Source organism: Streptomyces sp. NPDC029296 (assembly GCF_055569255.1).
The window spans coordinates 149,034-167,554 of the sequence record NZ_JBVHXT010000001.1 but is presented as its reverse complement, the minus strand read 5'-3'; the positions used below and the strand labels follow the sequence as shown (position 1 = coordinate 167,554).

At 75.8% G+C, this 18,521-nt stretch carries 21 protein-coding genes; 8 read left to right on the top strand and 13 right to left on the bottom strand.

The window, feature by feature from the left end; genetic code table 11:
* Nucleotides 1-9 precede the first annotated feature (9 nt).
* Genes egtD through egtA form a run of 4 tightly spaced genes read right to left on the bottom strand, consistent with a single transcriptional unit; the run spans nucleotide 10 to nucleotide 4,395 of the window.
* Complete coding sequence (gene egtD, locus ACZ4W9_RS00635) at nucleotides 10-972, bottom strand: L-histidine N(alpha)-methyltransferase (protein WP_467932216.1); 963 nt, start codon at nucleotides 970-972, stop codon at nucleotides 10-12.
* Nucleotides 969-1,748 carry an ergothioneine biosynthesis protein EgtC gene (gene egtC / locus ACZ4W9_RS00630; RefSeq protein ID WP_467932214.1) on the bottom strand — a complete coding sequence of 260 codons (780 nt, stop codon included), beginning with the start codon at nucleotides 1,746-1,748 and terminating at the stop codon, nucleotides 969-971. Before egtC ends, egtD begins: the two co-directional genes overlap by 4 nt.
* Complete coding sequence (egtB, locus tag ACZ4W9_RS00625; RefSeq protein WP_467932213.1) at nucleotides 1,748-3,085, bottom strand: ergothioneine biosynthesis protein EgtB; 1,338 nt, start codon at nucleotides 3,083-3,085, stop codon at nucleotides 1,748-1,750. Before egtB ends, egtC begins: the two co-directional genes overlap by 1 nt.
* The gene (gene egtA / locus ACZ4W9_RS00620) at nucleotides 3,082-4,395 is read right to left on the bottom strand and encodes an ergothioneine biosynthesis glutamate--cysteine ligase EgtA (RefSeq protein WP_467932212.1); all 1,314 of its coding nucleotides are present in this window, start codon (nucleotides 4,393-4,395) and stop codon (nucleotides 3,082-3,084) included. Before egtA ends, egtB begins: the two co-directional genes overlap by 4 nt.
* Nucleotides 4,396-4,624: 229 nt before the next feature.
* Here egtA and ACZ4W9_RS00615 point away from each other — a divergent pair, with 229 nt between their 5' ends.
* Nucleotides 4,625-5,458: a TIGR02452 family protein gene (locus tag ACZ4W9_RS00615; protein ID WP_467932211.1), complete on the top strand. Its 834-nt coding sequence runs from the start codon at nucleotides 4,625-4,627 to the stop codon at nucleotides 5,456-5,458.
* Nucleotides 5,459-5,544: 86 nt separating this feature from the next.
* Here the strand turns inward: ACZ4W9_RS00615 and ACZ4W9_RS00610 are convergent, their stop codons facing one another.
* Nucleotides 5,545-5,991, bottom strand: coding sequence for a type II toxin-antitoxin system PemK/MazF family toxin (locus ACZ4W9_RS00610; protein WP_467932209.1), 447 nt, complete (start codon nucleotides 5,989-5,991; stop codon nucleotides 5,545-5,547).
* A 44-nt stretch (nucleotides 5,992-6,035) separates the two neighbouring features.
* A complete protein-coding gene (locus ACZ4W9_RS00605) occupies nucleotides 6,036-6,482 on the bottom strand; it encodes a cupin domain-containing protein (protein WP_467932208.1) in 447 nt (148 codons plus the stop codon).
* Nucleotides 6,483-6,591: 109 nt separating this feature from the next.
* Here ACZ4W9_RS00605 and ACZ4W9_RS00600 point away from each other — a divergent pair, with 109 nt between their 5' ends.
* Both ACZ4W9_RS00600 and ACZ4W9_RS00595 read left to right on the top strand, forming a co-directional pair.
* Nucleotides 6,592-7,263 carry a helix-turn-helix transcriptional regulator gene (locus tag ACZ4W9_RS00600; protein ID WP_467932207.1) on the top strand — a complete coding sequence of 224 codons (672 nt, stop codon included), beginning with the start codon at nucleotides 6,592-6,594 and terminating at the stop codon, nucleotides 7,261-7,263.
* Nucleotides 7,264-7,399: 136 nt separating this feature from the next.
* Nucleotides 7,400-7,828 carry a hypothetical protein gene (locus tag ACZ4W9_RS00595; RefSeq protein ID WP_467932206.1) on the top strand — a complete coding sequence of 143 codons (429 nt, stop codon included), beginning with the start codon at nucleotides 7,400-7,402 and terminating at the stop codon, nucleotides 7,826-7,828.
* A gap of 311 nt (nucleotides 7,829-8,139) precedes the next feature.
* Here the strand turns inward: ACZ4W9_RS00595 and ACZ4W9_RS00590 are convergent, their stop codons facing one another.
* The gene (locus tag ACZ4W9_RS00590) at nucleotides 8,140-8,697 is read right to left on the bottom strand and encodes an NAD(P)H-dependent oxidoreductase (RefSeq protein WP_467932204.1); all 558 of its coding nucleotides are present in this window, start codon (nucleotides 8,695-8,697) and stop codon (nucleotides 8,140-8,142) included.
* 99 nt (nucleotides 8,698-8,796) lie between these two features.
* Between ACZ4W9_RS00590 and ACZ4W9_RS00585 the strand changes: the two genes are divergently transcribed.
* Nucleotides 8,797-9,477 carry a TetR/AcrR family transcriptional regulator gene (locus ACZ4W9_RS00585; protein ID WP_467932203.1) on the top strand — a complete coding sequence of 227 codons (681 nt, stop codon included), beginning with the start codon at nucleotides 8,797-8,799 and terminating at the stop codon, nucleotides 9,475-9,477.
* A gap of 176 nt (nucleotides 9,478-9,653) precedes the next feature.
* Here ACZ4W9_RS00585 and ACZ4W9_RS00580 read toward each other — a convergent pair whose 3' ends face one another.
* Both ACZ4W9_RS00580 and ACZ4W9_RS00575 read right to left on the bottom strand, forming a co-directional pair.
* Nucleotides 9,654-10,802 (bottom strand): FAD-dependent oxidoreductase, encoded by a 1,149-nt coding sequence (locus ACZ4W9_RS00580; RefSeq protein ID WP_467932202.1) that lies wholly within the window; start codon nucleotides 10,800-10,802, stop codon nucleotides 9,654-9,656.
* Entirely contained in the window at nucleotides 10,799-11,479 is a 681-nt protein-coding gene (locus ACZ4W9_RS00575; RefSeq protein ID WP_467932201.1) for a TetR/AcrR family transcriptional regulator, read from the bottom strand. Before ACZ4W9_RS00575 ends, ACZ4W9_RS00580 begins: the two co-directional genes overlap by 4 nt.
* A 126-nt stretch (nucleotides 11,480-11,605) precedes the next feature.
* On the opposite strand from ACZ4W9_RS00575, the gene ACZ4W9_RS00570 reads away from it, so the two are divergent.
* Nucleotides 11,606-12,619, top strand: a complete 1,014-nt coding sequence (locus tag ACZ4W9_RS00570) for a LacI family DNA-binding transcriptional regulator (RefSeq protein ID WP_467932420.1) — start codon at nucleotides 11,606-11,608, stop codon at nucleotides 12,617-12,619.
* A 23-nt stretch (nucleotides 12,620-12,642) separates the two neighbouring features.
* Here ACZ4W9_RS00570 and trxA read toward each other — a convergent pair whose 3' ends face one another.
* Complete coding sequence (trxA, locus tag ACZ4W9_RS00565; protein WP_467932199.1) at nucleotides 12,643-13,020, bottom strand: thioredoxin; 378 nt, start codon at nucleotides 13,018-13,020, stop codon at nucleotides 12,643-12,645.
* Nucleotides 13,021-13,160: 140 nt separating this feature from the next.
* Between trxA and ACZ4W9_RS00560 the strand changes: the two genes are divergently transcribed.
* Entirely contained in the window at nucleotides 13,161-14,591 is a 1,431-nt protein-coding gene (locus tag ACZ4W9_RS00560) for a dihydrolipoyl dehydrogenase family protein (protein WP_467932198.1), read from the top strand.
* Nucleotides 14,592-14,599: 8 nt separating this feature from the next.
* Here ACZ4W9_RS00560 and ACZ4W9_RS00555 read toward each other — a convergent pair whose 3' ends face one another.
* Nucleotides 14,600-15,241: a peptide deformylase gene (locus ACZ4W9_RS00555; RefSeq protein ID WP_467932196.1), complete on the bottom strand. Its 642-nt coding sequence runs from the start codon at nucleotides 15,239-15,241 to the stop codon at nucleotides 14,600-14,602.
* Nucleotides 15,242-15,390: 149 nt separating this feature from the next.
* Here ACZ4W9_RS00555 and ACZ4W9_RS00550 point away from each other — a divergent pair, with 149 nt between their 5' ends.
* Nucleotides 15,391-15,789 (top strand): BlaI/MecI/CopY family transcriptional regulator, encoded by a 399-nt coding sequence (locus ACZ4W9_RS00550; protein WP_467932195.1) that lies wholly within the window; start codon nucleotides 15,391-15,393, stop codon nucleotides 15,787-15,789.
* Nucleotides 15,790-15,794: 5 nt separating this feature from the next.
* Complete coding sequence (locus ACZ4W9_RS00545) at nucleotides 15,795-16,724, top strand: M56 family metallopeptidase (RefSeq protein ID WP_467932194.1); 930 nt, start codon at nucleotides 15,795-15,797, stop codon at nucleotides 16,722-16,724.
* A 367-nt stretch (nucleotides 16,725-17,091) separates the two neighbouring features.
* Here ACZ4W9_RS00545 and ACZ4W9_RS00540 read toward each other — a convergent pair whose 3' ends face one another.
* Together ACZ4W9_RS00540 and ACZ4W9_RS00535 are read right to left on the bottom strand one after the other, a co-directional pair.
* On the bottom strand, nucleotides 17,092-17,916 hold the full coding sequence (locus ACZ4W9_RS00540) for a cytochrome c oxidase assembly protein (protein ID WP_467932193.1): 825 nt from the start codon (nucleotides 17,914-17,916) through the stop codon (nucleotides 17,092-17,094).
* Complete coding sequence (locus tag ACZ4W9_RS00535) at nucleotides 17,916-18,476, bottom strand: DUF2243 domain-containing protein (RefSeq protein ID WP_467932191.1); 561 nt, start codon at nucleotides 18,474-18,476, stop codon at nucleotides 17,916-17,918. Before ACZ4W9_RS00535 ends, ACZ4W9_RS00540 begins: the two co-directional genes overlap by 1 nt.
* Nucleotides 18,477-18,521: the final 45 nt, after the last annotated feature.

Here is an 18,521-nt window from a genome sequence, read left to right as displayed (position 1 = left end):
CCGCCGCGCTCACCGCGCCACGCTCAGCGACAGCGCGAAGCGGCCCGCCGCGTCCGTCCACCAGTGGGTCAGCTCCAGGCCCGCCGCGGCCAGTTCGGCGGTCACCCCCTCCTTGCGGAACTTGGCCGACACCTCGGTGCGCAGCTCCTCGCCCGCCGCGAAGTCCACCGCGAGACTCAGCGCGGGCACCTTCACGGTCTGGGCGGTACGGGAGCGCAGCCGCATCTCGATCCACTCCCGCTCGGCGTCCCACCGGGCCACGTGGTCGAACGCCTCCGGATCGAAGTCGGCACCCAGCTCACGGTCGATCACGGCCAGCACGTTCCGGTTGAACGCGGCCGTCACCCCGGCCGCGTCGTCGTACGCCCGGACCAGTACCCGCTCGTCCTTGACCAGGTCCGTGCCGAGCAGCAGTCCGTCGCCCGGGGCGAGCAGCGCCCGCACCAGGGTGAGGAACCGGGCGCGCTCGGCGGGCAGCAGATTGCCGATCGTGCCGCCGAGGAAGGCCAGCAGCCGGGGTCCGGGGGTCGCGGGCAGGGCCAGCGGGGCGGTGAAGTCGGCGATCAGCGCGTGCACGTCCAGCCCCGGACGCTCCTCGACGAGCGCCCGCCCGGCCCGGGTGAGCGCGCTCTCGCTGACGTCGACCGGCACGTACGCGGCGAGCGCGGGCAGCGCGTCGATCAGATGGCGGGTCTTCTCCGAGGAGCCCGAGCCCAGTTCGACCAGGGTGCGGGCACCGCTCGCGGCCGCGATCTCCCCGGACCGGGTGGTGAGGATCTCCCGCTCGGCCCGCGTGGGGTAGTACTCGGGCAGCTCGGTGATCCGCTCGAACAGCTCGCTGCCGCGGGCGTCGTAGAACCACTTGGGCGGCAGCCACTTGGGGGTGTCGGTGAGGCCGCGCAGGACGTCGGCGCGCAGCGCGGCCTCCGTGGCGTCCTCGGGAAGGGTGCGGGTGATGTGCAAGGGGCTCAACGGCAGGGCTCCTTCGAGGGTACGGCCGCCGGATCCTCCAGCGGGGCGAGCAGCACGCCGGTGCGGCTCGCGGTGAGCACGGTGCGGTCGGGGACCTCCCGCCAGAGCGGATCGTCGTCGTACGGCTCGGAGGCGACGACCGTGCCCCGGCCGGGCTCCGCGCGGTACCAGAGCGAGTCGCCCCAGGCGGTGGCGGTGATCGTGTCCCCGTCGGTCAGCAGCAGGTTGAGCCGGGAGGCCGGGGCCGCCCGGGCCAGTTCGCGCACCGCGTCCCCCAGCGCCCCCTCCGGCGCCCGACCGGCCCGCAGCCGGTGCAGGACCAGGGCCCAGACGAACGCCGAGTCGGTGCGGGCCTGGAGCGACAGCAGCTCGACCGGGGGCAGCGCGGACACCAGCGGCGCCGCCGCGTCCGGCCAGCCCGCGATCAGCCCGTTGTGGCTGAACAGCCACCGCCCGGCCGCGAACGGCGCCGCCGCGGCCTCGGCGTCCGCCCCCGCCAGGGTGGCGTCCCGGACCGCCGCGAGGACGGCGCCCGAGCGCACCACCCGGGCCAGGTCGGCGAAGGACAGGTCGGCCCAGATCGGCCCGGACCGCCGGTAGCGGGCCGGCGCCGGATCCCCGGGCGCGTACCAGCCGACGCCGAACCCGTCGGCGTTGACCGTTCCGTACCGCTGCCGGCGCGGCGCCCACGACTGCCGGTACAGCCCGTGCGGGGGCTCCACGAGGAGCCGGCCGAGCGGCTCCTCGGGACCCAGGTAGGCGAGGTGACGGCACATCAGACGGCCTCCGAACGGGCGGTGCGGAACCCGGAGAAGATCTGCCGGCGGACGGGATGGTCCCAGTTGCGGAACGTGCCCCGGCAGGCCACCGGGTCCACGGCGAACGAGCCGCCGCGCAGCACCTTCTGGCCGGAGCCGAAGAACACCTGCGAGTACTCCTTGTACGGGAACGCCCGGAACCCCGGGTACGGCAGGAAGTCGCTCGCCGTCCACTCCCACACATCGCCGATCAGCTGCCGCACGCCCAGCGGCGACCGGCCGGCCGGGTAGCTGCCGGCGGGGGCGGGCCGCAGGTGCCGCTGGCCGAGGTTGGCGTGTTCGGGCCCCGGGTCGGCGTCGCCCCACGGGTAGCGCCGGGAGCGGCCGGTGACCGGGTCGAAGCGGGCCGCCTTCTCCCACTCCGGCTCGGTCGGCAGCCGGCGTCCGGCCCAGCGGGCGTAGGCGTCCGCCTCGTACCAGCACACGTGCAGCACCGGTTCGTCCGGCGGCACCGGCTCGGTGACGCCGAACCGGTGCCGCAGCCACCGGTCGCCGTCCCGCCGCCAGAACAGCGGGGCGGTGATGCCGTGCCGCCGGACGTGGGCCCAGCCCCGCGGGGTCCACCACCGCTCGGTGGCGTACCCGCCGTCCTCGATGAACGCCTGGTAGGCCGCGTTCGTCACCGGGACGGTGTCGATCCAGAACGGCGCCACCTCACGGGGGTGCGCCGGGCGTTCGTTGTCCAGCGCCCAGGGCTCGTCGGAGGTGCCCATGGTGAACGGGCCGCCCGGGACGAGGACTTCGGCCGGGCCGGTGAACGGCGGCACCGGCTCCGGGTCCGGCGCGGCGAGTGCCCGGGGGCCCCTCCTGAGCTGATGGGTGATCAGCATGGTCTCGTCGTGCTGCTGTTCGTGCTGGGCGATCATGCCGAAGGCGAAGCCGGCCTCGGTCAGCCGGCTGCCGTGGAAGTCCGCCCCCGCCAGCAGGTCCAGCGCCCGGCCGCGCACCTCGGCCGCGTACCGGCGGGCCTCGGCGGGCGGCAGCAGCGGCAGCGAGGGGCGCTCGGCGCGCGGATGCTCGAAGGCGTCGTAGAGGCTGTCTATCTCCGGCCGCAGGGCCTCCCGGCCGCCGGCCGTCCGCAGCAGCCACAGCTCCTCCTGGTTGCCGATGTGCGCCAGATCCCACACCAGCGGGGACATCAGCGGGGAGTGCTGGGCGGTGAGGTCCGGTTCGTCGACGCAGGTGGTCAGCAGCGTGGTGCGGTCACGGGCGGTGGTGAGGCAGGCCAGCGCCCGCTCGCGCAGGGCCTCGGTGTCCGTCTCGGTGGTCGTGGTGCCGGTCTCCGGGGCGGTCATGTGCGGCTGTCCTTCCTCCCGTGGGCACGGGTGCCTCCGGGTGGGGTTTCGTCCAGCAGGTCGTCGGCCGGGCAGCGGCCACGGGCCACGTGGCGGTCCCGGAAGTCGGCCACCGCGTCGACGACCCGCGTCGTGGCGCCGAGCCGGGGCAGGGCCTCCAGGGCCGCCGCGAAGCAGCCGTCGGCGGCCTCGCGCAGCTCCGGGTCGGCGAGGGCGTGCCGGGCCGCGTCGGCCCACAGCGGATTGTGCGGGGCGGGCCGGTCCAGGGCCCGTTCGGCGAGCGGCTTCACGGTCCGGTAGGCGCTCTCGGCGGCCTGCGGATCGTCGAACAGCGCCGCCGTCACCGCGAGCGGCACGATCCAGCCGTCCTCGCCGGGCTGCGCGTCGATCATCCGCAGCTCCAGATGGCCGCGCGGCCTGACCGGCGGGAACAGGGTGGTCAGGTGGTAGTCGAGGTCCGCCCGGGTGGGCGGCCGGGGCGCCCCGGAGCGCGTCCATTCCCGGAACGTGAGCCCCTCGGGAACCTCCCAGGGGCCGCTGTCCCGGCGCACGCACATCACCGGCGAGTCCAGGACGTGCCGGGCCCAGGCGGCGCGCGGCTCGCCGGCCAGCGGGGGAGCACCGGCCCGGCCGGGACCTATCTCCATCCACTTCAGCTGACGGGTGGACCGCCAGCCGGTGCGCCGCAGGCCGATCAGCGGGGAGTTGGCGAACGCGGCCACCAGGACCGCGCCCAACTGGTGCGCCAGCCACCAGCGCCGGGCGTGCCCCAGCGGGCCCGGCTCCTCCTGCCCGGCGTCCACGCACACCTGGACGGAGGCGGAGGCGCACATCATGTGCCGGCCGGCCGGTCCGGTGCGGTCCAGACAGGCTTCCATGGCGTCGTAGCGGGGTTGGCGCAGGATTCTGCGGGGCGGGTGCCGGGGGTCGTGGCCGATGCCGGCGAGCCCGAGGCCTTCGTCGGCCAGGACGGCCCGTACGGCGTCCAGATCGGCGGAAACGGTGTCCACGCACTCCATCAGGGAGGCGGCGGGCGGCGAGCTGAGCTCCAGTTGGCCGCCGGGCTCGACGGTCAGCGCCGAGGCCAGGGGCAGTTTCCGCACCGCGGCGTAGGCCGCTTCGAGTCGTTCGGGTGGGACCGGGAGCTGTGGCAGCTCCAGCGAGTGGACGAGCCATTCCAGCTCGACACCGAGTGCGCGAGGCGGTCCGGTCTTGAAGCAGATGCCCCGGACCAGGGCCTCCACCTCGGCCTCGGTGACGGCGGTGCGGTGCTCCGTACAGTCGCCACCGTCGCTCTGTATATCGGACATGTCGGGATCCTCCTGAGGTTCCAGCATGCCATCGGCCCGTGGGGCGGGCCGAACCAGCACATCCCAGCCAAGACCCTTCGGCGGACGCGCACAAGAGCGCCGCACCGGCCGTCGCGGGCGCGCCGACAATTCCGTTGCGCCGTCTCCCCAGGATCGCCCAGGATGCGTGCATGAGCACGACGGGGGAGACCGCGCGGCGCGCGGCCGTGGCGCCCACGGGGGTGGCGCCGTGAGCGCGCGGCTGCGCGGGATCGCCGCGGAGACGGAACAGATCGTGGCCGCGGGCCGGTACCGGGCGCCGGACGGCCGGGAGGTGGCGGTCGCGGAGGCGGTCGAGGCCGCGCGGGCGGGTACCCGGATGTTCGGCCCCGCCCCGGTGCCGGTGCCGGTGCCCGCGGTGCCGGCCCCGGAGGGCGGCACGCGGTGCGAGGTCACCGGGGAGAGCAGCCTGGAGGCGGCCCGCCGGCTGGCCGACGCCCCCGTCGCCGTACTGAACTTCGCCTCGGCCCGCAACCCGGGCGGCGGCTACCTCAACGGAGCGCAGGCCCAGGAAGAGGCCTTGTGCCGCGCCTCCGCCCTGCACACCTGCCTGCTGACGGCGCGCGGCTTCTACGACCACCACCGCGCCGACCGCGACCCGTTCTACACCGACCGGGTGATCCACTCGCCGGGCGTCCCCGTCTTCCGTGACGACCGGGGCCGGCTGCTCGCCGAGCCGTACCTCGTGGGCTTCCTGACGGCCGCCGCGCCCAACGCGGGCGTCGTCCGGCGCACGGCGCCGGAGCGGGCCGCCGGACTGCCCGGTGTCCTCGCGGCCCGGGCCGAACGCGTGCTGGAGACGGCCGCGGCCCACGGCTACCGGCGGCTGGTGCTCGGCGCCTGGGGCTGCGGTGTCTTCCAGAACGACCCGGCCGAGGTCGCGGGCGCCTTCCGGGCCGCCCTGGGGCCCGGCGGCCGGTTCGCGCGCTCGTTCGAACACGTGGTGTTCGGCGTGCTGGACCGGACACCGGGTGCGGTGGTGCGGGAGGCGTTCGCACGGGCGTTTCCCGGGGCGCGGGGGTGAACGGCGGTTCCGTGGACCGAATGAGGCGCGACGGCCCGGTCCGGCGCCGGGGGGGCGCGGGCCCGGCATCCGCGGTCGGCCCGGCATCAGGTCCAGCCGTAACGCTCGCGCAGCCGCCGCCGGACCAGGTCGAAGCGCATCCGGTCCAGCGCGCAGGCCTCCCGGCGCATGCCCCGCTCGTGCAGCCGTAGCACCCGGTCCACGGCCACCCAGGAGTCGCGGCCCGACCGGTCCCACGGTCCGCCGCCGATCGGCACCCGGTCCCGGTTGCCGTCGTGCCGCTTGCTCGACAGCCCTACGGCGAGGAAGGTGCCCGCCGCCTCCCGGGCCACGACCAGCACCGGACGGTCCTTGCCCCGGCCGTCGTTCTCCTCGAACGGCACACACGTCCACACGACCTCCCCGGGGCCGGGGTCGCCGTCATGCGCCGGGGAGTACTCGGTGCGCAACCGGCCCACCTCGCGCGGGTCGGCCTCGGTGGTGGCGTGCGGACCCCGGCGGCCGGGGGCGCTCTCGCCGGTGAAGGTGCTCACGCGGACACCCTGACGCCCGGGCGACCCGCCTCCGCCCCCGGGTGTCACGCCGGTGCCACGTCGGGGAGCCGGGTGGGCACGGCATCGGGGCGGGCGCCGATCCGCATGCCGGGGCGCCGGCTGTGCACGGTCAGGTACGTCAGTCCGGCCGGGCCGGCGGTGATGGCACGCGCGGCACCGTGCGGCAGCCAGGCCAGGGAACCCTCGGTCAGCGGCTGCCCCGCGTCGGGGGTGCCGTCGCCGAGCACGCCGTCCCCGGCGACGACCAGCACCAGCACGTCCAACTGCGTCTCGGTGTGCGCCGGGACCCGCCCGCCCGGGGCCAGCCGGACCACGTTCGCGTCGAGCTGGCGCCCGCTCTCGGCCAGCTTCCACAGCACTCCGGCGGACACCGGAGGCGCCTCGGCCAGCGCGCGGGTCTCGCACAGGACGCGCGGCCCGGTCGCCGGGCGGGCGGCCGAGCCGGTGTCGGCCGCGGACGGCGATGTCATCTGGTGTTCCCCTCGGTCTCGCGTTCCCCCGCACTCACTCCCCGCCACCTTACAATTAATACATGTAGGATTCGTGAAAACCGACCGCGGGCGAGAGGGGTGTCCGGACGTGAGCACACGGGAGAGCCCGCGCCGCCGAGCGCTGCTGGACGTGCTGCGCGCCGCGCCCACGCCGCTGGGCGTAGCGCAGGCCGCCGAGCGGATGGGGGTGCACGCCAACACCGTACGGTTCCACCTGGACGCCCTGGTGGCCGACGGCCTGGTCGACCGCCGTACCGAGGAGCCCGCCGGGCCCGGCCGGCCCCGTACCGTCTACGCCGCCCGCCCCGGCATGGACCGCGGCGGCCCGCGCGACTACCGGCTGCTGGCCCGGATGCTGCTCAGCCGCTGGACCACGGGCGACCCCGCCGAGGCGTGCGCCGAGGCCCGGGAGACGGGCCGGACCTGGGGCCGCTATCTCGCGAACCCGCCCGCGCCGGACCAGACGCCGACCCCCGAACGGTCGACGGCCGGGCTGCTCGCCCTGCTGGACGACCTGGGCTTCGCCCCGCTGCCGGAAGGCGGCGGTGAGCCCGGCCGGCCCCCTCGGCGGATCCGGCTGCGGCACTGCCCCTTCCTGGAACTCGCGGAGGAACAGGACGGCTTGGTGTGCTCGCTCCACCTGGGCCTGATCCAGGGCGCGTTGGCCCGCATGGGCGCGCCGCTGACGGCCACCGCGCTGGAGCCGTTCGCGGAACCGGACGCGTGCGTCGCGCACTTGGCGGGCACACCGGCCGCCTGAACCGGACGAACGCGCGGCTCCGTCGCCCCCGGATCAGCAGGCCCGGCTGCCCTGGCCCGGCGACTCGGGGTCGGCCGGGGCGGACCCGCGCACGCGGAGAACCCGCCGCCCCGGCGGAGAAAGGCCCGTACCCCCAATGAACGCCACCTCTGCCGCCACCGCCGGCGCGGTCACCTTCGTCTGGCTCGGGATGGTGCTGGCGATCTCCTTCCTGGAGGCGCCGCTGAAGTTCCGTGCCCCGCGGGTGACGATCCCCCTCGGGCTGGGCATCGGCCGGCTGGTGTTCCGGGCGCTGAACACCGTGGAGGCGGTCCTGGCCGTCGTCGTGATCATCGCGGTGGCCGTGGGCGGCGCCCCGGCCGCGGTCATCGCGCCGACCGCGTCGGTGACGGCCCTCCTCGCCGTACAGCTGGCCGTCGTCCGCCCCGTCCTCAACCGCAGGTCCGACCGGGTGCTCGCGGGCGAGGAACTGCCCCGCTCCCGCGGCCACCTGTGGTACGTGGCGCTGGAGGTCCTGAAGACCGCCACCCTGATCGCCCTGGGAGCGACCCTCGCGGCGTCCTGACGCACACGGCGTTCACCCCGGTCCGCACCGGGCCGCCGCAGGGCCCGCGGACGGGACCGGCCGACCGCGAGAAACGGCTCTTCACGCCGCGACGGGTTTCATCCGCAGCGTCGACGATGCCGTACAGCGTTTCTACGGCCACGTGGTGGTGCTCTTCGACCGCCCGTCCGCGCGGCGCACGTCCGTCAGGGAGCCGGCGACCTCGGCGTGAGGCCGGCGCTCCCGGCCGGTCGCGCGCACGGTGTCCGGGCGGTGAGGGCAAGGGCAGGGGCCGAAGCCGGTGTGGCTTCGGCCCCTCGGGGTGGTGCGGGTCAGGCGGCGGCGCCCACGTTGCCGTGCAGGCGGGCCACGACCTCGGTGAGCTGGGCGGCGACCTCGGCGTCGTCGGACGGGTGGGTCTCGGCGAAGCGGGTGACGGAGCCCGGGATGGACAGCTTGATGTCCTCGATCACCTTGCCGCCGGCGATGCCCACGGCCTTGCGGGTGTCGTCCTGGGCCCACACGCCGCCGTACTGGCCGAAGGCGGTGCCGACCACGGCGACGGGCTTGCCGCCGAAGGCGCCGGCGCCGTAGGGGCGGGACAGCCAGTCGATGGCGTTCTTCAGCACGGCCGGGATGGTGCCGTTGTACTCGGGGGAGAACAGCAGGAAGGCGTCGGCGGCCGTCGCGGCCTCGCGCAGCTTCGCGGCGGCGGCCGGCACGCTGCCCTCCACGTCGATGTCCTCGTTGTAGAACGGGACGTCGGCCAGGCCCTCGAAGAGCTCGACCTCGGCGCCCTCCGGCGCGAGCTTCACGGCCGCCTCGGCGAGCTGGCGGTTGTGCGAACCGGCACGGAGGCTGCCGACCAGCGCGAGGATACGAACAGACATGGGAACTCCAAGGGGCTGAAACATCGCTGTCACGATCCGGACCAAAGTCCGTTTAAGTGTGTACCACCTTAAGCGGACCGCGGTCCAGTTTTCTTCCCGATGCTTTACGCTGGCGTCATGTCCAGCGCTCTGCCGCCCTTCCCGAAGCCTCAGGAGCCCTCCGAAACACCCTCGTTGCTGGAGGTCGGCGCGGCTCCCGACGAGCCGTGCCTGCGCGCCGACGCGGCCCGCAACCGGGCCCGGCTGCTGGAGGCCGCCGCCCGGCTGATCGCCGAGCACGGGGTGGCGGGCGTCACCATGGAGGCGGTCGCCGCGGCGGCCGACGTGGGCAAGGGCACCGTCTTCCGCCGGTTCGGCGACCGTACCGGACTGCTGATGGCCCTGCTCGACCACTCCGCCCGGCAGCTCCAGGCCGACTTCATGGGCGGCCCCCCGCCGCTGGGCCCCGGCGCGCCGCCCCTGGACCGGCTGCGGGCGTTCGGCGTCGCCGTGCTGTACCGCTCGGCCGAACAGCTCGAGCTGCAACTGGCCGCCCAGTCCGAGCCGACCCGCCGCTTCTCCCACCCCGCCGCCGCGGCACTGCGCGCGCACATCACGGTGCTGCTCCGGCAGATCGTCCCCGACGCCGACTGCGACCTGCTCGCCCGCACCCTGCTGGCCTCCCTGGACCCCGCGCTGATCCACCACCTCACCCGGCAGTGCGGGATGCCCATGGAGCGGCTGGAGACCGCCTGGCTCGACCTGGTCGCCCGGGTGACCCGCACGGACCCGCCGGGCTGACCCGCCGGGTGCGGAAGCGGAGCGGGCCGCGCGGACCCACGGTCACCGGTACGGCCCTGGTTCGGCTCCGTGCGCTTCCGGTTCCGCCCGGAGCGGTCGGGCCGGCCGTCGTACGAAGCGGGGCGCCCGCAGAGCGGCCGGACCGTCCCGTGCGGAGTCGTCGAACGGGCGCCCGGTCAGTCCCCCTTGCCCGTGAACATCTCCACCAGCCCCCGGGGGGTGTCCCCGGCGAACAGCATCTCCTGAGTGCGCGCGGATTCCGCCGCCGACGCCTCGGCGCGCGGGAACATCCGGGTCTCGTACGCGGCCAGCGCGGCCTCCGTGTCCCCGGGGTGCGCGGCCAGCGCGAGGCCCAGTTCGGCGCCGTCGAGCAGGGCCAGGTTGGCGCCCTCGCCTGCGAACGGGGACATCAGATGGGCGGCGTCCCCGAGCAGCGTCACCCCGGGCATCCGGTCCCAGCGGTGGCCCACCGGCAGCGCGTGGATCCGGCGGGGCACCAGCGCCCCGTCCGCGTCCCGGACCAGCGCCCGCAGCCGCTCGTCCCAGCCGTCGAACTCCTTCAGCACGGCCGCCTTCGCCGCCCCGGTGTCGGCAAAGTCGATGCCGTCCAGCCAGTCCTCCGGCGCGACCACGGCGGTGTACACGTGCAGGCTGCCGTCGGGCTCGCGGTGCGCGAGGAAGCCGCGGCCCGGGCCGAGCGCGAAGAGCATGCCGCCGCCGACCACCTCCGCGCTCTCCGGGTGGCGCCGGCCGGCCTCCCGCAGATCCGCCTCGACGAACGACACGCCCGTGTACGCGGGCCGGGCGGCGGAGACCAGTTCCCGCACCCGGGACCAGGCGCCGTCCGCGCCGACCAGCACGCCGGTGGTGAACTCGGAGCCGTCCGCGAGCGTCACCCGGTGCCGTCCGCCGTCCAGCGGGCGGGCGCCGACGATCTTGGCGCCCCACCGGACCGTGCCCGCGGGCAGCGAGCCGAGCAGCAGTTCCCGCAGGTCGCCCCGGTCTATCTCGGGACGGCCACCGCCGCCGTCGTCGGGCGCCGCGAACCGGACGGCACCGTCCTGCCCGAGGACCCGCGTGGCCTGGCCGCCGGCGTGGACGAGGGTCAGGAACCGCTCGTGCAGCCCGGCCGCCCGCAGCGCCTCCTGCCCGGAGTCGTCGTGGATGTCGAGCATGCCGCCCTGGGCCCGGGCGTCCGCCGACGCGTCCAGGTCGAACAGCGCGGCCTCGATGCCGTGCACATGCAGCACACGGGCGAGGGCGAGCCCGCCGAGGCCCGCGCCGACGACGGCGACGGGGTGGTGGGGGAGAGGTGCGGTGGTCATGTGGCCTCCTGGCCTTCGGTCGGTACGGCGGTCCGCTCGATGCCGGTGATCAGGGTCTGGAAGGCCCATGACATGCGGGCCCCGGGCGTGCCGGACAGCAGCGCCCCGGCGTCGGCGGCGATGTGCGGATGGGTGGCGGCGGGCGCCTCGCGCAGGGCCCGGGCCGCCGCCTCCCAGGCGGCCGGCGACTCCTCGCCGGCGTGCTCGGCGGCGGTCGCGGTGGCGTGCTGGAGCAGCAGGTCCACGCCCCAGGCGGCCTGCGCGTGGGGTACTCCGCCCTCCCGCAGCAGCCCGAGCAGCGTCTCGATCAGGCGCAGATAGTGCGGGCCGCTCGGCCGGGCGGTCAGTGCCGACCGGGCCAGGGAGGGGTGCTCCAGGAGCATCGCGGTGTAGCGGGTGAGCACCCGCTCCAGCCGCTCCCGCCAGCCGCCCTCGGCGGGCGCCGGGCCGACCGTGCCGAGCAGCTCGTCCAGGACGGCCGCGTGCAGTTCGTCCGTGCTGCGGACGTACACGTAGAGCGAGGCGGGGCCGGTGTCGAGTTCCTGCGCGAGCCGGCGCATCGTCACCTTGCGCAGTCCTTCGGCGCGCAGGATCGCGACGGCCGCCGCGACGATGCCCTCCCGGGTCAGGGCGGGCTTGGCGGGGCGTTCTCGGCGGGAGCGGGAGGCAGCGGTCATGCCGCAACGGTAACGAACATGTTCGTGGCGAACAAGTTCGTGACGAACATGTTCGCCCGCCCGCGTGTTCGTCGAAGGGTGAACCACCTCGCCCCGCCCGCCCCCGGCCCCCGCCCCTCTGCCAAGATGCGGTCCGTCATGGTGCACATACCGAATACGCCCACGAGCGCCGATGTCGCCCGCCTGGCCGGAGTCTCCCGCGCGACGGTCTCCTACGTCCTCAACAACGCCGACGCCGTACGCATCAGCGAGGAGACCCGCCGGCGCGTGCGCGAGGCCGCGCGCGAGCTGGGGTACGTCCCGCACGCCGCCGCCCGCAGCCTGCGCGCCGGACACAGCCGTACGGTCCTGATGCCCGCCCCGGTGATCCCGGTGGGTCCCCTCTACAGCGGGTTCCTCAACGAACTCCAGTGGGCGCTCGGCCGGCTCGACTACACCGTCGTCCAGTACGGCAGCGTCGGCCTCCAGGGTGACGAAGCCGCCCGCGCCTGGGCCGAGTTACGCCCCGTCGCCGTTCTGGTGCCCGGAGCCGGAATCGGCCCGCAGGGCGTCGCCGTCCTCAAGCGGGCCGGTGCCCGCGCCGTGGTCACGCTCGGCCCCGTACGCGTCGAGGGAGCCCACGCCGTCCTCATGGACCACGATGCCGTCGGCCACTGCGCGGGCACCCACCTGTACGCCCGGGGCCGGCGCCGGATCGGCGTCGTGATGCCCGAGGGACCCGGGCTCGACACCTACGCGCGGCCCCGGCTGGCCGGCGTCCGCAAGGCGCTGCGCGGCACCGGCGCCACCGTCACCGAGCTGCCGCTCGCCTACACCGAGGAGGCCGCGGCCGAACTCGCCGCCCGCTGGCCCGGGTCGGGCCTGGACGCGGTCTTCGCCTACAACGACGAGTACGCCATGCTGCTGATGCGCGCCCTCCAGGACGACGGCGTACGCGTCCCCGAGGACGTCGCCGTGATCGGCGCCGACGACCTGATGCTCGGCCGGCTGCTGCGGCCCCGGCTCAGCACCGTGCACATCGAACTGCCCTCCGGGCGCGCCCTCGCCGCGCTGGTCGACCGCGCGGTCCGCGACCCCGGAGGCGAACCCGGGACGCACACCGTGCTGGGGGCCCGGGTGGTGCGGCGCGAGTCCACCTGACCCGCGCCCGCACCGGGGAGGTCCTACTGCTGGGCCTGGCCCTGCTGGGCGGCGATGCTCTTGCGGACCTCGTCCATGTCCAGCGCGCGGGCCTGCCCGATCAGGCCGGCGAGCGCCGGCGCGGGCAGGGCGCCCGGCTCGGCGTAGACCGCGACCTGGTCACGGACGATCATCAGCGTCGGGATGGACGAGATGCCGAAGGCCGCGGCCAGCTCCGGCTGCGCCTCGGTGTCCACCTTGCCGAACACCAGGTCCGGGTTCTCCTCGGCCGCCTTCTCGTACACGGGCGCGAACTGCCGGCACGGCCCGCACCAGGACGCCCAGAAGTCGATCAGAACGAACTCGTTCCCGGAGACCGTCTCGTCGAAGTTCTCCTTGGTCAGTTCCACGGTGCTGGTCATGGCGTGATTCCCTCTTCCTGGTGTGGGGTGTGCCGACGGCGCAAACACGGCCGCCGGGCCGCCTATTCCACCCGCGCACGCCGGTGTTCCGCGCGCGTACCCATGTGGCCGGGGCGCACACCACCCACCAGACTGACCCCATGACGGAAACGGAATCCAACGTGTACGACGTCGTGGTGATCGGGGCCGGTCCGGTGGGGGAGAACATCGCCGACCGGACCCGGGCGGCCGGCCTGACCACCGCCGTCGTGGAGAGCGAACTGCTCGGCGGCGAATGCTCGTACTGGGCCTGCATGCCCAGCAAGGCCCTGCTCAGGCCGGTCATCGCCCGGGCCGACGCACGCCGCCTGCCCGGCCTCGCCCAGGCCGTGCGCGCCCCCCTCGACACCCCGGCCGTACTGGCCCGCCGGGACGAGTACACCTCCCACTGGCAGGACGACGGCCAGGTCTCCTGGCTGGCGGGCACCGGCGCCGACCTGTACCGCGGCCACGGCCGGCTCGCCGGTCCGCGCACGGTCGCCGTCACCGGCCCCGACGGCACCCGGACCACGCTCACCGCCCGGCACGCCGTCGCCGTCGCCACCGGAACCCGCGCCCAGCTGCCCGGCCTGCCCGGCCTCGCCGAGGTCCGGCCCTGGACCAGCCGCGAGGCCACCAGCGCCAAGGCGGCCCCCGGACGGCTCATCGTGGTCGGCGGCGGGGTCGTCGCCGCCGAGATGGCCACCGCCTGGCAGGCCCTCGGCTCCCGCGTCACCGTGCTGGTCCGCGGCAAGGGCCTGCTGGGCCGCATGGAGCCGTTCGCCGGGGAACTGGTCGCAGAGGCCCTCACCGGGGCGGGCGCCGACATCCGCACCGGCACCTCCGTGGAGTCCGTCCGCCGCGAGAACGGCACCGTCGTGGCGGTCACCTCCGCCGGCGACCGGATCGAGGCCGACGAGATCCTCTTCGCCACCGGACGCGCCCCGCGCACCGACGACCTCGGCCTGGAGACCGTCGGCCTGGAACCCGGCTCCTGGCTGGACACCGACGACAGCCTCCGCGTCACCGGCACCGACTGGCTGTACGCGGTCGGCGACGTCAATCACCGCGCCCTCCTCACCCACCAGGGCAAGTACCAGGCCCGCATCGCCGGCGCCGCCATCGCCGCCCGCGCCGCCGGCGACACCCTCCTGGAGGAGCCCTGGGGCGCCCACGCCGCGACGGCCGACCACCACGCCGTCCCCCAGGTCGTCTTCACCGACCCCGAGGCCGCCACCGTCGGACTCTCCCTCGCCGAGGCCGAACAGGCCGGCCACCGGGTGCGGGCGGTGGACGTCGAGTTCTCCTCCGTGGCGGGCGCCGGCCTCTACGGCGAGGGCTACAAGGGCCGCGCCCGCATGGTCGTCGACCTGGAGGAGGAGATCCTGCGCGGAGTGACCTTCGTCGGCCCCGGCGTCGGCGAACTGATCCACTCGGCCACCGTCGCGATCACCGGCCGCGTCCCGGTCGGCCGCCTGTGGCACGCGGTTCCGTCCTACCCCACCCTGAGCGAGGTATGGCTGCGCCTGCTGGAGGCGTACCGGGACAACTGACCGCCGCGCTACGGCAGTCGGAAGCCCAGCGCCTCGGCCGCCGGGTGCGGGGTCGGGTGGGGCCACAGGGACGCCACCGCCTCGTTGGTCGACAGGGAGCGCGGCTCCGCGCGGTCCAGGTACAGGGTGCCGTCGAGGTGGTCCGTCTCGTGCTGGACGATCCGGGCCGGCCAGCCGGTGAACACCTCGTCCAGCGGGCGGCCGCGCTCGTCCTCGCCGCGCAGCCGCACCTCGGCGTGCCGGGCCACCACCGCCTGCCAGCCCGGCACGCTCAGGCAGCCCTCGAAGAACGCGGCCCGGGCGGTGCCGACCGGCTCGTACACCGGGTTGACCAGCACCCGGAACGGCTGCGGGACCCGGCCCCGGGCCGCCGCCACCTCCGGCGGCACCGGCGCCGGGTCCTCGATGACCGCGATCCGCAGCGGGATGCCGACCTGCGGGGCGGCCAGGCCCACCCCGGGGGCCGCGCGCATGGTGGCGCGCAGCGCCTCGACGAACCGGGCCAGCAGCGCGGGGCCGAGCTGACCGTCGTACGGCTCGGTGCCGCGCCGCAGCACCGGCCGGCCGGCCGCGACGATGGGCAAGGGACCGCCGGCGGCGAGGAGTTCCTCGACCCGCTCGGCGAGCGGTGTGTCATCTCGGGGTGCCATCGCGTCAGCATGCCACGCCCGGCCCCGCCCCCGGCGGCACCCCGGGGGCGTCGGCGTGCGCACCGTGCGGCCACGGCGTTGTCAGTGGCGTGAAGTAGCGTGGGAGGGGTCGGTGAGCGAGCAGCGGGAGACGGGGGAGGGAACCGGAGATGACGGGGCAGGACGGCCGGGCCCGGCGGCGCGGCCAGGGCGAGCTGGAAGGGCAGGTGCTCGGCGCGCTGCGCGAGGCGGACGGACCGGTCAGCGCCGCCTGGGTGCAGCAGCGCCTCGGCGGCGACCTCGCCTACACCACCGTCGTCACCATCCTGACCCGGCTGCTCGCCAAGGACGTCGTCTCCCGCGAGCGGCACGGCCGGTCCTTCCTGTGGACGCCGACGGCCGACGTCGCCCGGCTGGCCGCCCTGCGCATGCGCCGCCTGCTGGACGGGGAACGCGACCGCGAGGCGGTCCTGGCCAGCTTCGTCACCGCCCTGCCGCCCGGCGACGAACAGGTGCTGCGGGCCCTGCTCGACATCCCCGCCCCGGACGCCGGCGGCCCGGGGGACTGAGCGCCATGGGGGTCTTCGTCTTCCTGCCGCTGGTGCTGCCGCTGTCCGCGTGGCCGGTCGCCCGGCTCGCCGAGACCCGGCTGCACCCGCGCACCGCCACCCGGCTGCTGACCGCGGTCGCCGTCGTCATGGCCGTGTGCAGCACCCTGTGCCTGGCCCTGCTCATGGTGGTCGGCACCGCGCAACTGCCCGGCAACCCGCTGCCCGACGGCTGGTCCGACCCCGAGGTGCGGGCCGCCGTCCCGCACGACGAGGTGGCCGGGCGGGCCGCGATACCGGCGCTCGCCGCGGTCGCCGTCGCCTGCGCCCGCACCCTGCGCCGGCACCGCCGGGTCACCCGCCGCGCCCGCCGGGCCCTCGCCGGGGTGCCGGGCTCCACGGTGGCGGTGCTGCCCGACAGCACGCCGTACGCGTACGCGCTGCCCGGCGGCCGGGGCCGGATCGTCGTCAGCACGGCCCTGCTGGCCGGGCTCGCCCCGGCCGAGCGGCGCGCCCTGTTCGCACACGAACGCGCCCACCTGACCGCCCGCCACCACCGGCATCTGCTCGCCGTGCACCTGGCCGCCCGCGCCAACCCGTTCCTGCGCCCGCTGCGCACCGCCGTCGTCTACACGGCCGAGCGGTGGGCGGACGAGGAGGCGGCCCGCGCGGTGGGCGACCGGCGCACGGTCGCCCGGGCCATCGGCAAGGCGGCCCTGCTGTCCCCGCCCACCCCGGCGCCCACGCTGGCGGCGCTCGCCGCGACCGGGCCCGTGCCGCGCCGGGTGGCCGCGCTGCTGGCGCCCGCCCCCGTGGCCCGCACCTGGCCGTCGGCGTTCACCACGGTCGGCCTGGCCGCCTGGGGCGCCGCCGCCGGGGCGCTGGCCTCGGCCATGTCGTCGGCGAACTCGGCCGTCACCCTGGTCCTGATCCTGCGCGCGGCCACCCCCCTGTGACCGGCAGGCGCCCATGCCGCCCACGGCACGGGCGCCGGACCCGGGCCCCTCGGGACACCGGGGGGAGAGGGCCGACTCCGCCACCCGCCCGGCGCACGAGGACCGCGGGGGCGGAACCGAGCGGCGAAGGAGCGCCGGGCGCGCGGGGGCAGGGGGGACACGGCGCCGTGCACGGCGGCCCGGACCGCGTCGGCCGGTGCCGGTCGCCCGGCCCGCCGCACCGCGCCCCCGCTCACACATCGCCGCGTCCACGAGGCCGCCGCCCCGCCCCGCCGGTCCACCGGCTTCCCCCCGCCCGGCGGCGTGCCGTGGGCCTGCTCGGGCGGGCCCGCGCCGCGCCCGAGCGCCGGCAAGAGCCGCCGGAGGGTCACCCGGACGGCCGGGCCGGCCCCAGCGGCACCGGCCGGGGGAGCGGACGGCGTCCGGGGCGCCAGGTGGCGACCAGTGCCGCCGCCAGCAGCAGTTCCGCGATGTCACCGCCGTAGTACATGATCTCCGCGCCGCCCCGGACCTGGGACGCGGGTGCGTCGACGTGCACCCGGAAGCCGCCGTACATCAGCTGCGCGGCCACCGCGTGCACGGCGATCGCGCAGCCCAGCCAGACCAGCCGGGCGGGCACACCGGGCCGGGCCGGAGCGGGGTCGGGACCGGCGACGGCGTGCGCGAACAGGCACCCGGACAGCAGGAAGTGCGCGTGCACCAGCCAGTGCCCGGCCGGGTGCGCCGTCGCGGTGTCGTACAGCGGGGTGAAGTACAGCACCGGCAGACTCCCGGCGGACAGCGGCAGGGCCACCGCCGGACGCGTCAGCAGGCGCGCCGGGCCACTGTGCAGCACGGCGGTGAGCCGGCGTGCGCGGGGCGCGGACACGGCGCGCAGCACCAGGGTGACCGGGGCGCCGAGCACCAGGGCGAGCGGGGCGTACATCCCGATGAGCAGGTGCTGCACCATGTGACCGCGGAAGTCCCGGTGCGCGAAGGGCGCGACCGGCGGCAGCAGCGCCACCGCCAGCAGCACCACGCCGGCGCAGAACGCGGCGGTCCGCCAGGCACTCCAGGCCCGCACCGGATTGCGCCGCCGGGCCCGGGACGCCAGCAGCAGATAGCCGCCCGCGCACACCAGCAGGGCCAGGACCGGCAGGACGACGTCCGGCGCGCCACCGCCCGCCGGGTGGGAGGTGTGGTGGTGACCCATCAGGCGAGACGCCCCTCACCCGCGGCGCCGGAAGTCCCCGGACCGGCACAACGGCCGCCCCGCGCGAGCAGCAGGCCGCCGGCCACCAGCAGCGCCCCGAAGGCCAGGAAGGCCATGTCCCACCACACCTGGTACGACCCGCCGCGCACGTGGTGGATGCCCAGGACCTGGTGGTCCAGCAGGCCCTCCACCAGGTTGAACAGGCCCCAGCCGACCAGGACCCGGCCCCACAGCACCCGCGAGGCCCACACCCGCCGCCGGTCCGTAGTCACCCGGGCGTACAGCACCGCGAGCCCGGACAGGACGGCGAGCCAGCACACGGTGTGGAAGACGCCGTCCCACAGGGTGTTCATCTCCAGCCCCGGAACGCTCTTCGGGTCGTAGTACTTCACGCCGACGCGGTCGTGGTCGGTGCTGCTCAGCATGTGGTGCCACTGGAGGAGTTGGTGCAGCAGGACCCCGTCGACGAAGCCGCCGAGGCCCACCCCGAGCAGGATGCCGGGCAGGCGCAGACTGGCGGGCGCGGTGTCGCTCCTGGTGTCGCGTACGGTCGTTGCCATCGCTCCTCGTCTCGGTCGATTACCGGGCGGACCGGCTCCGGCTGA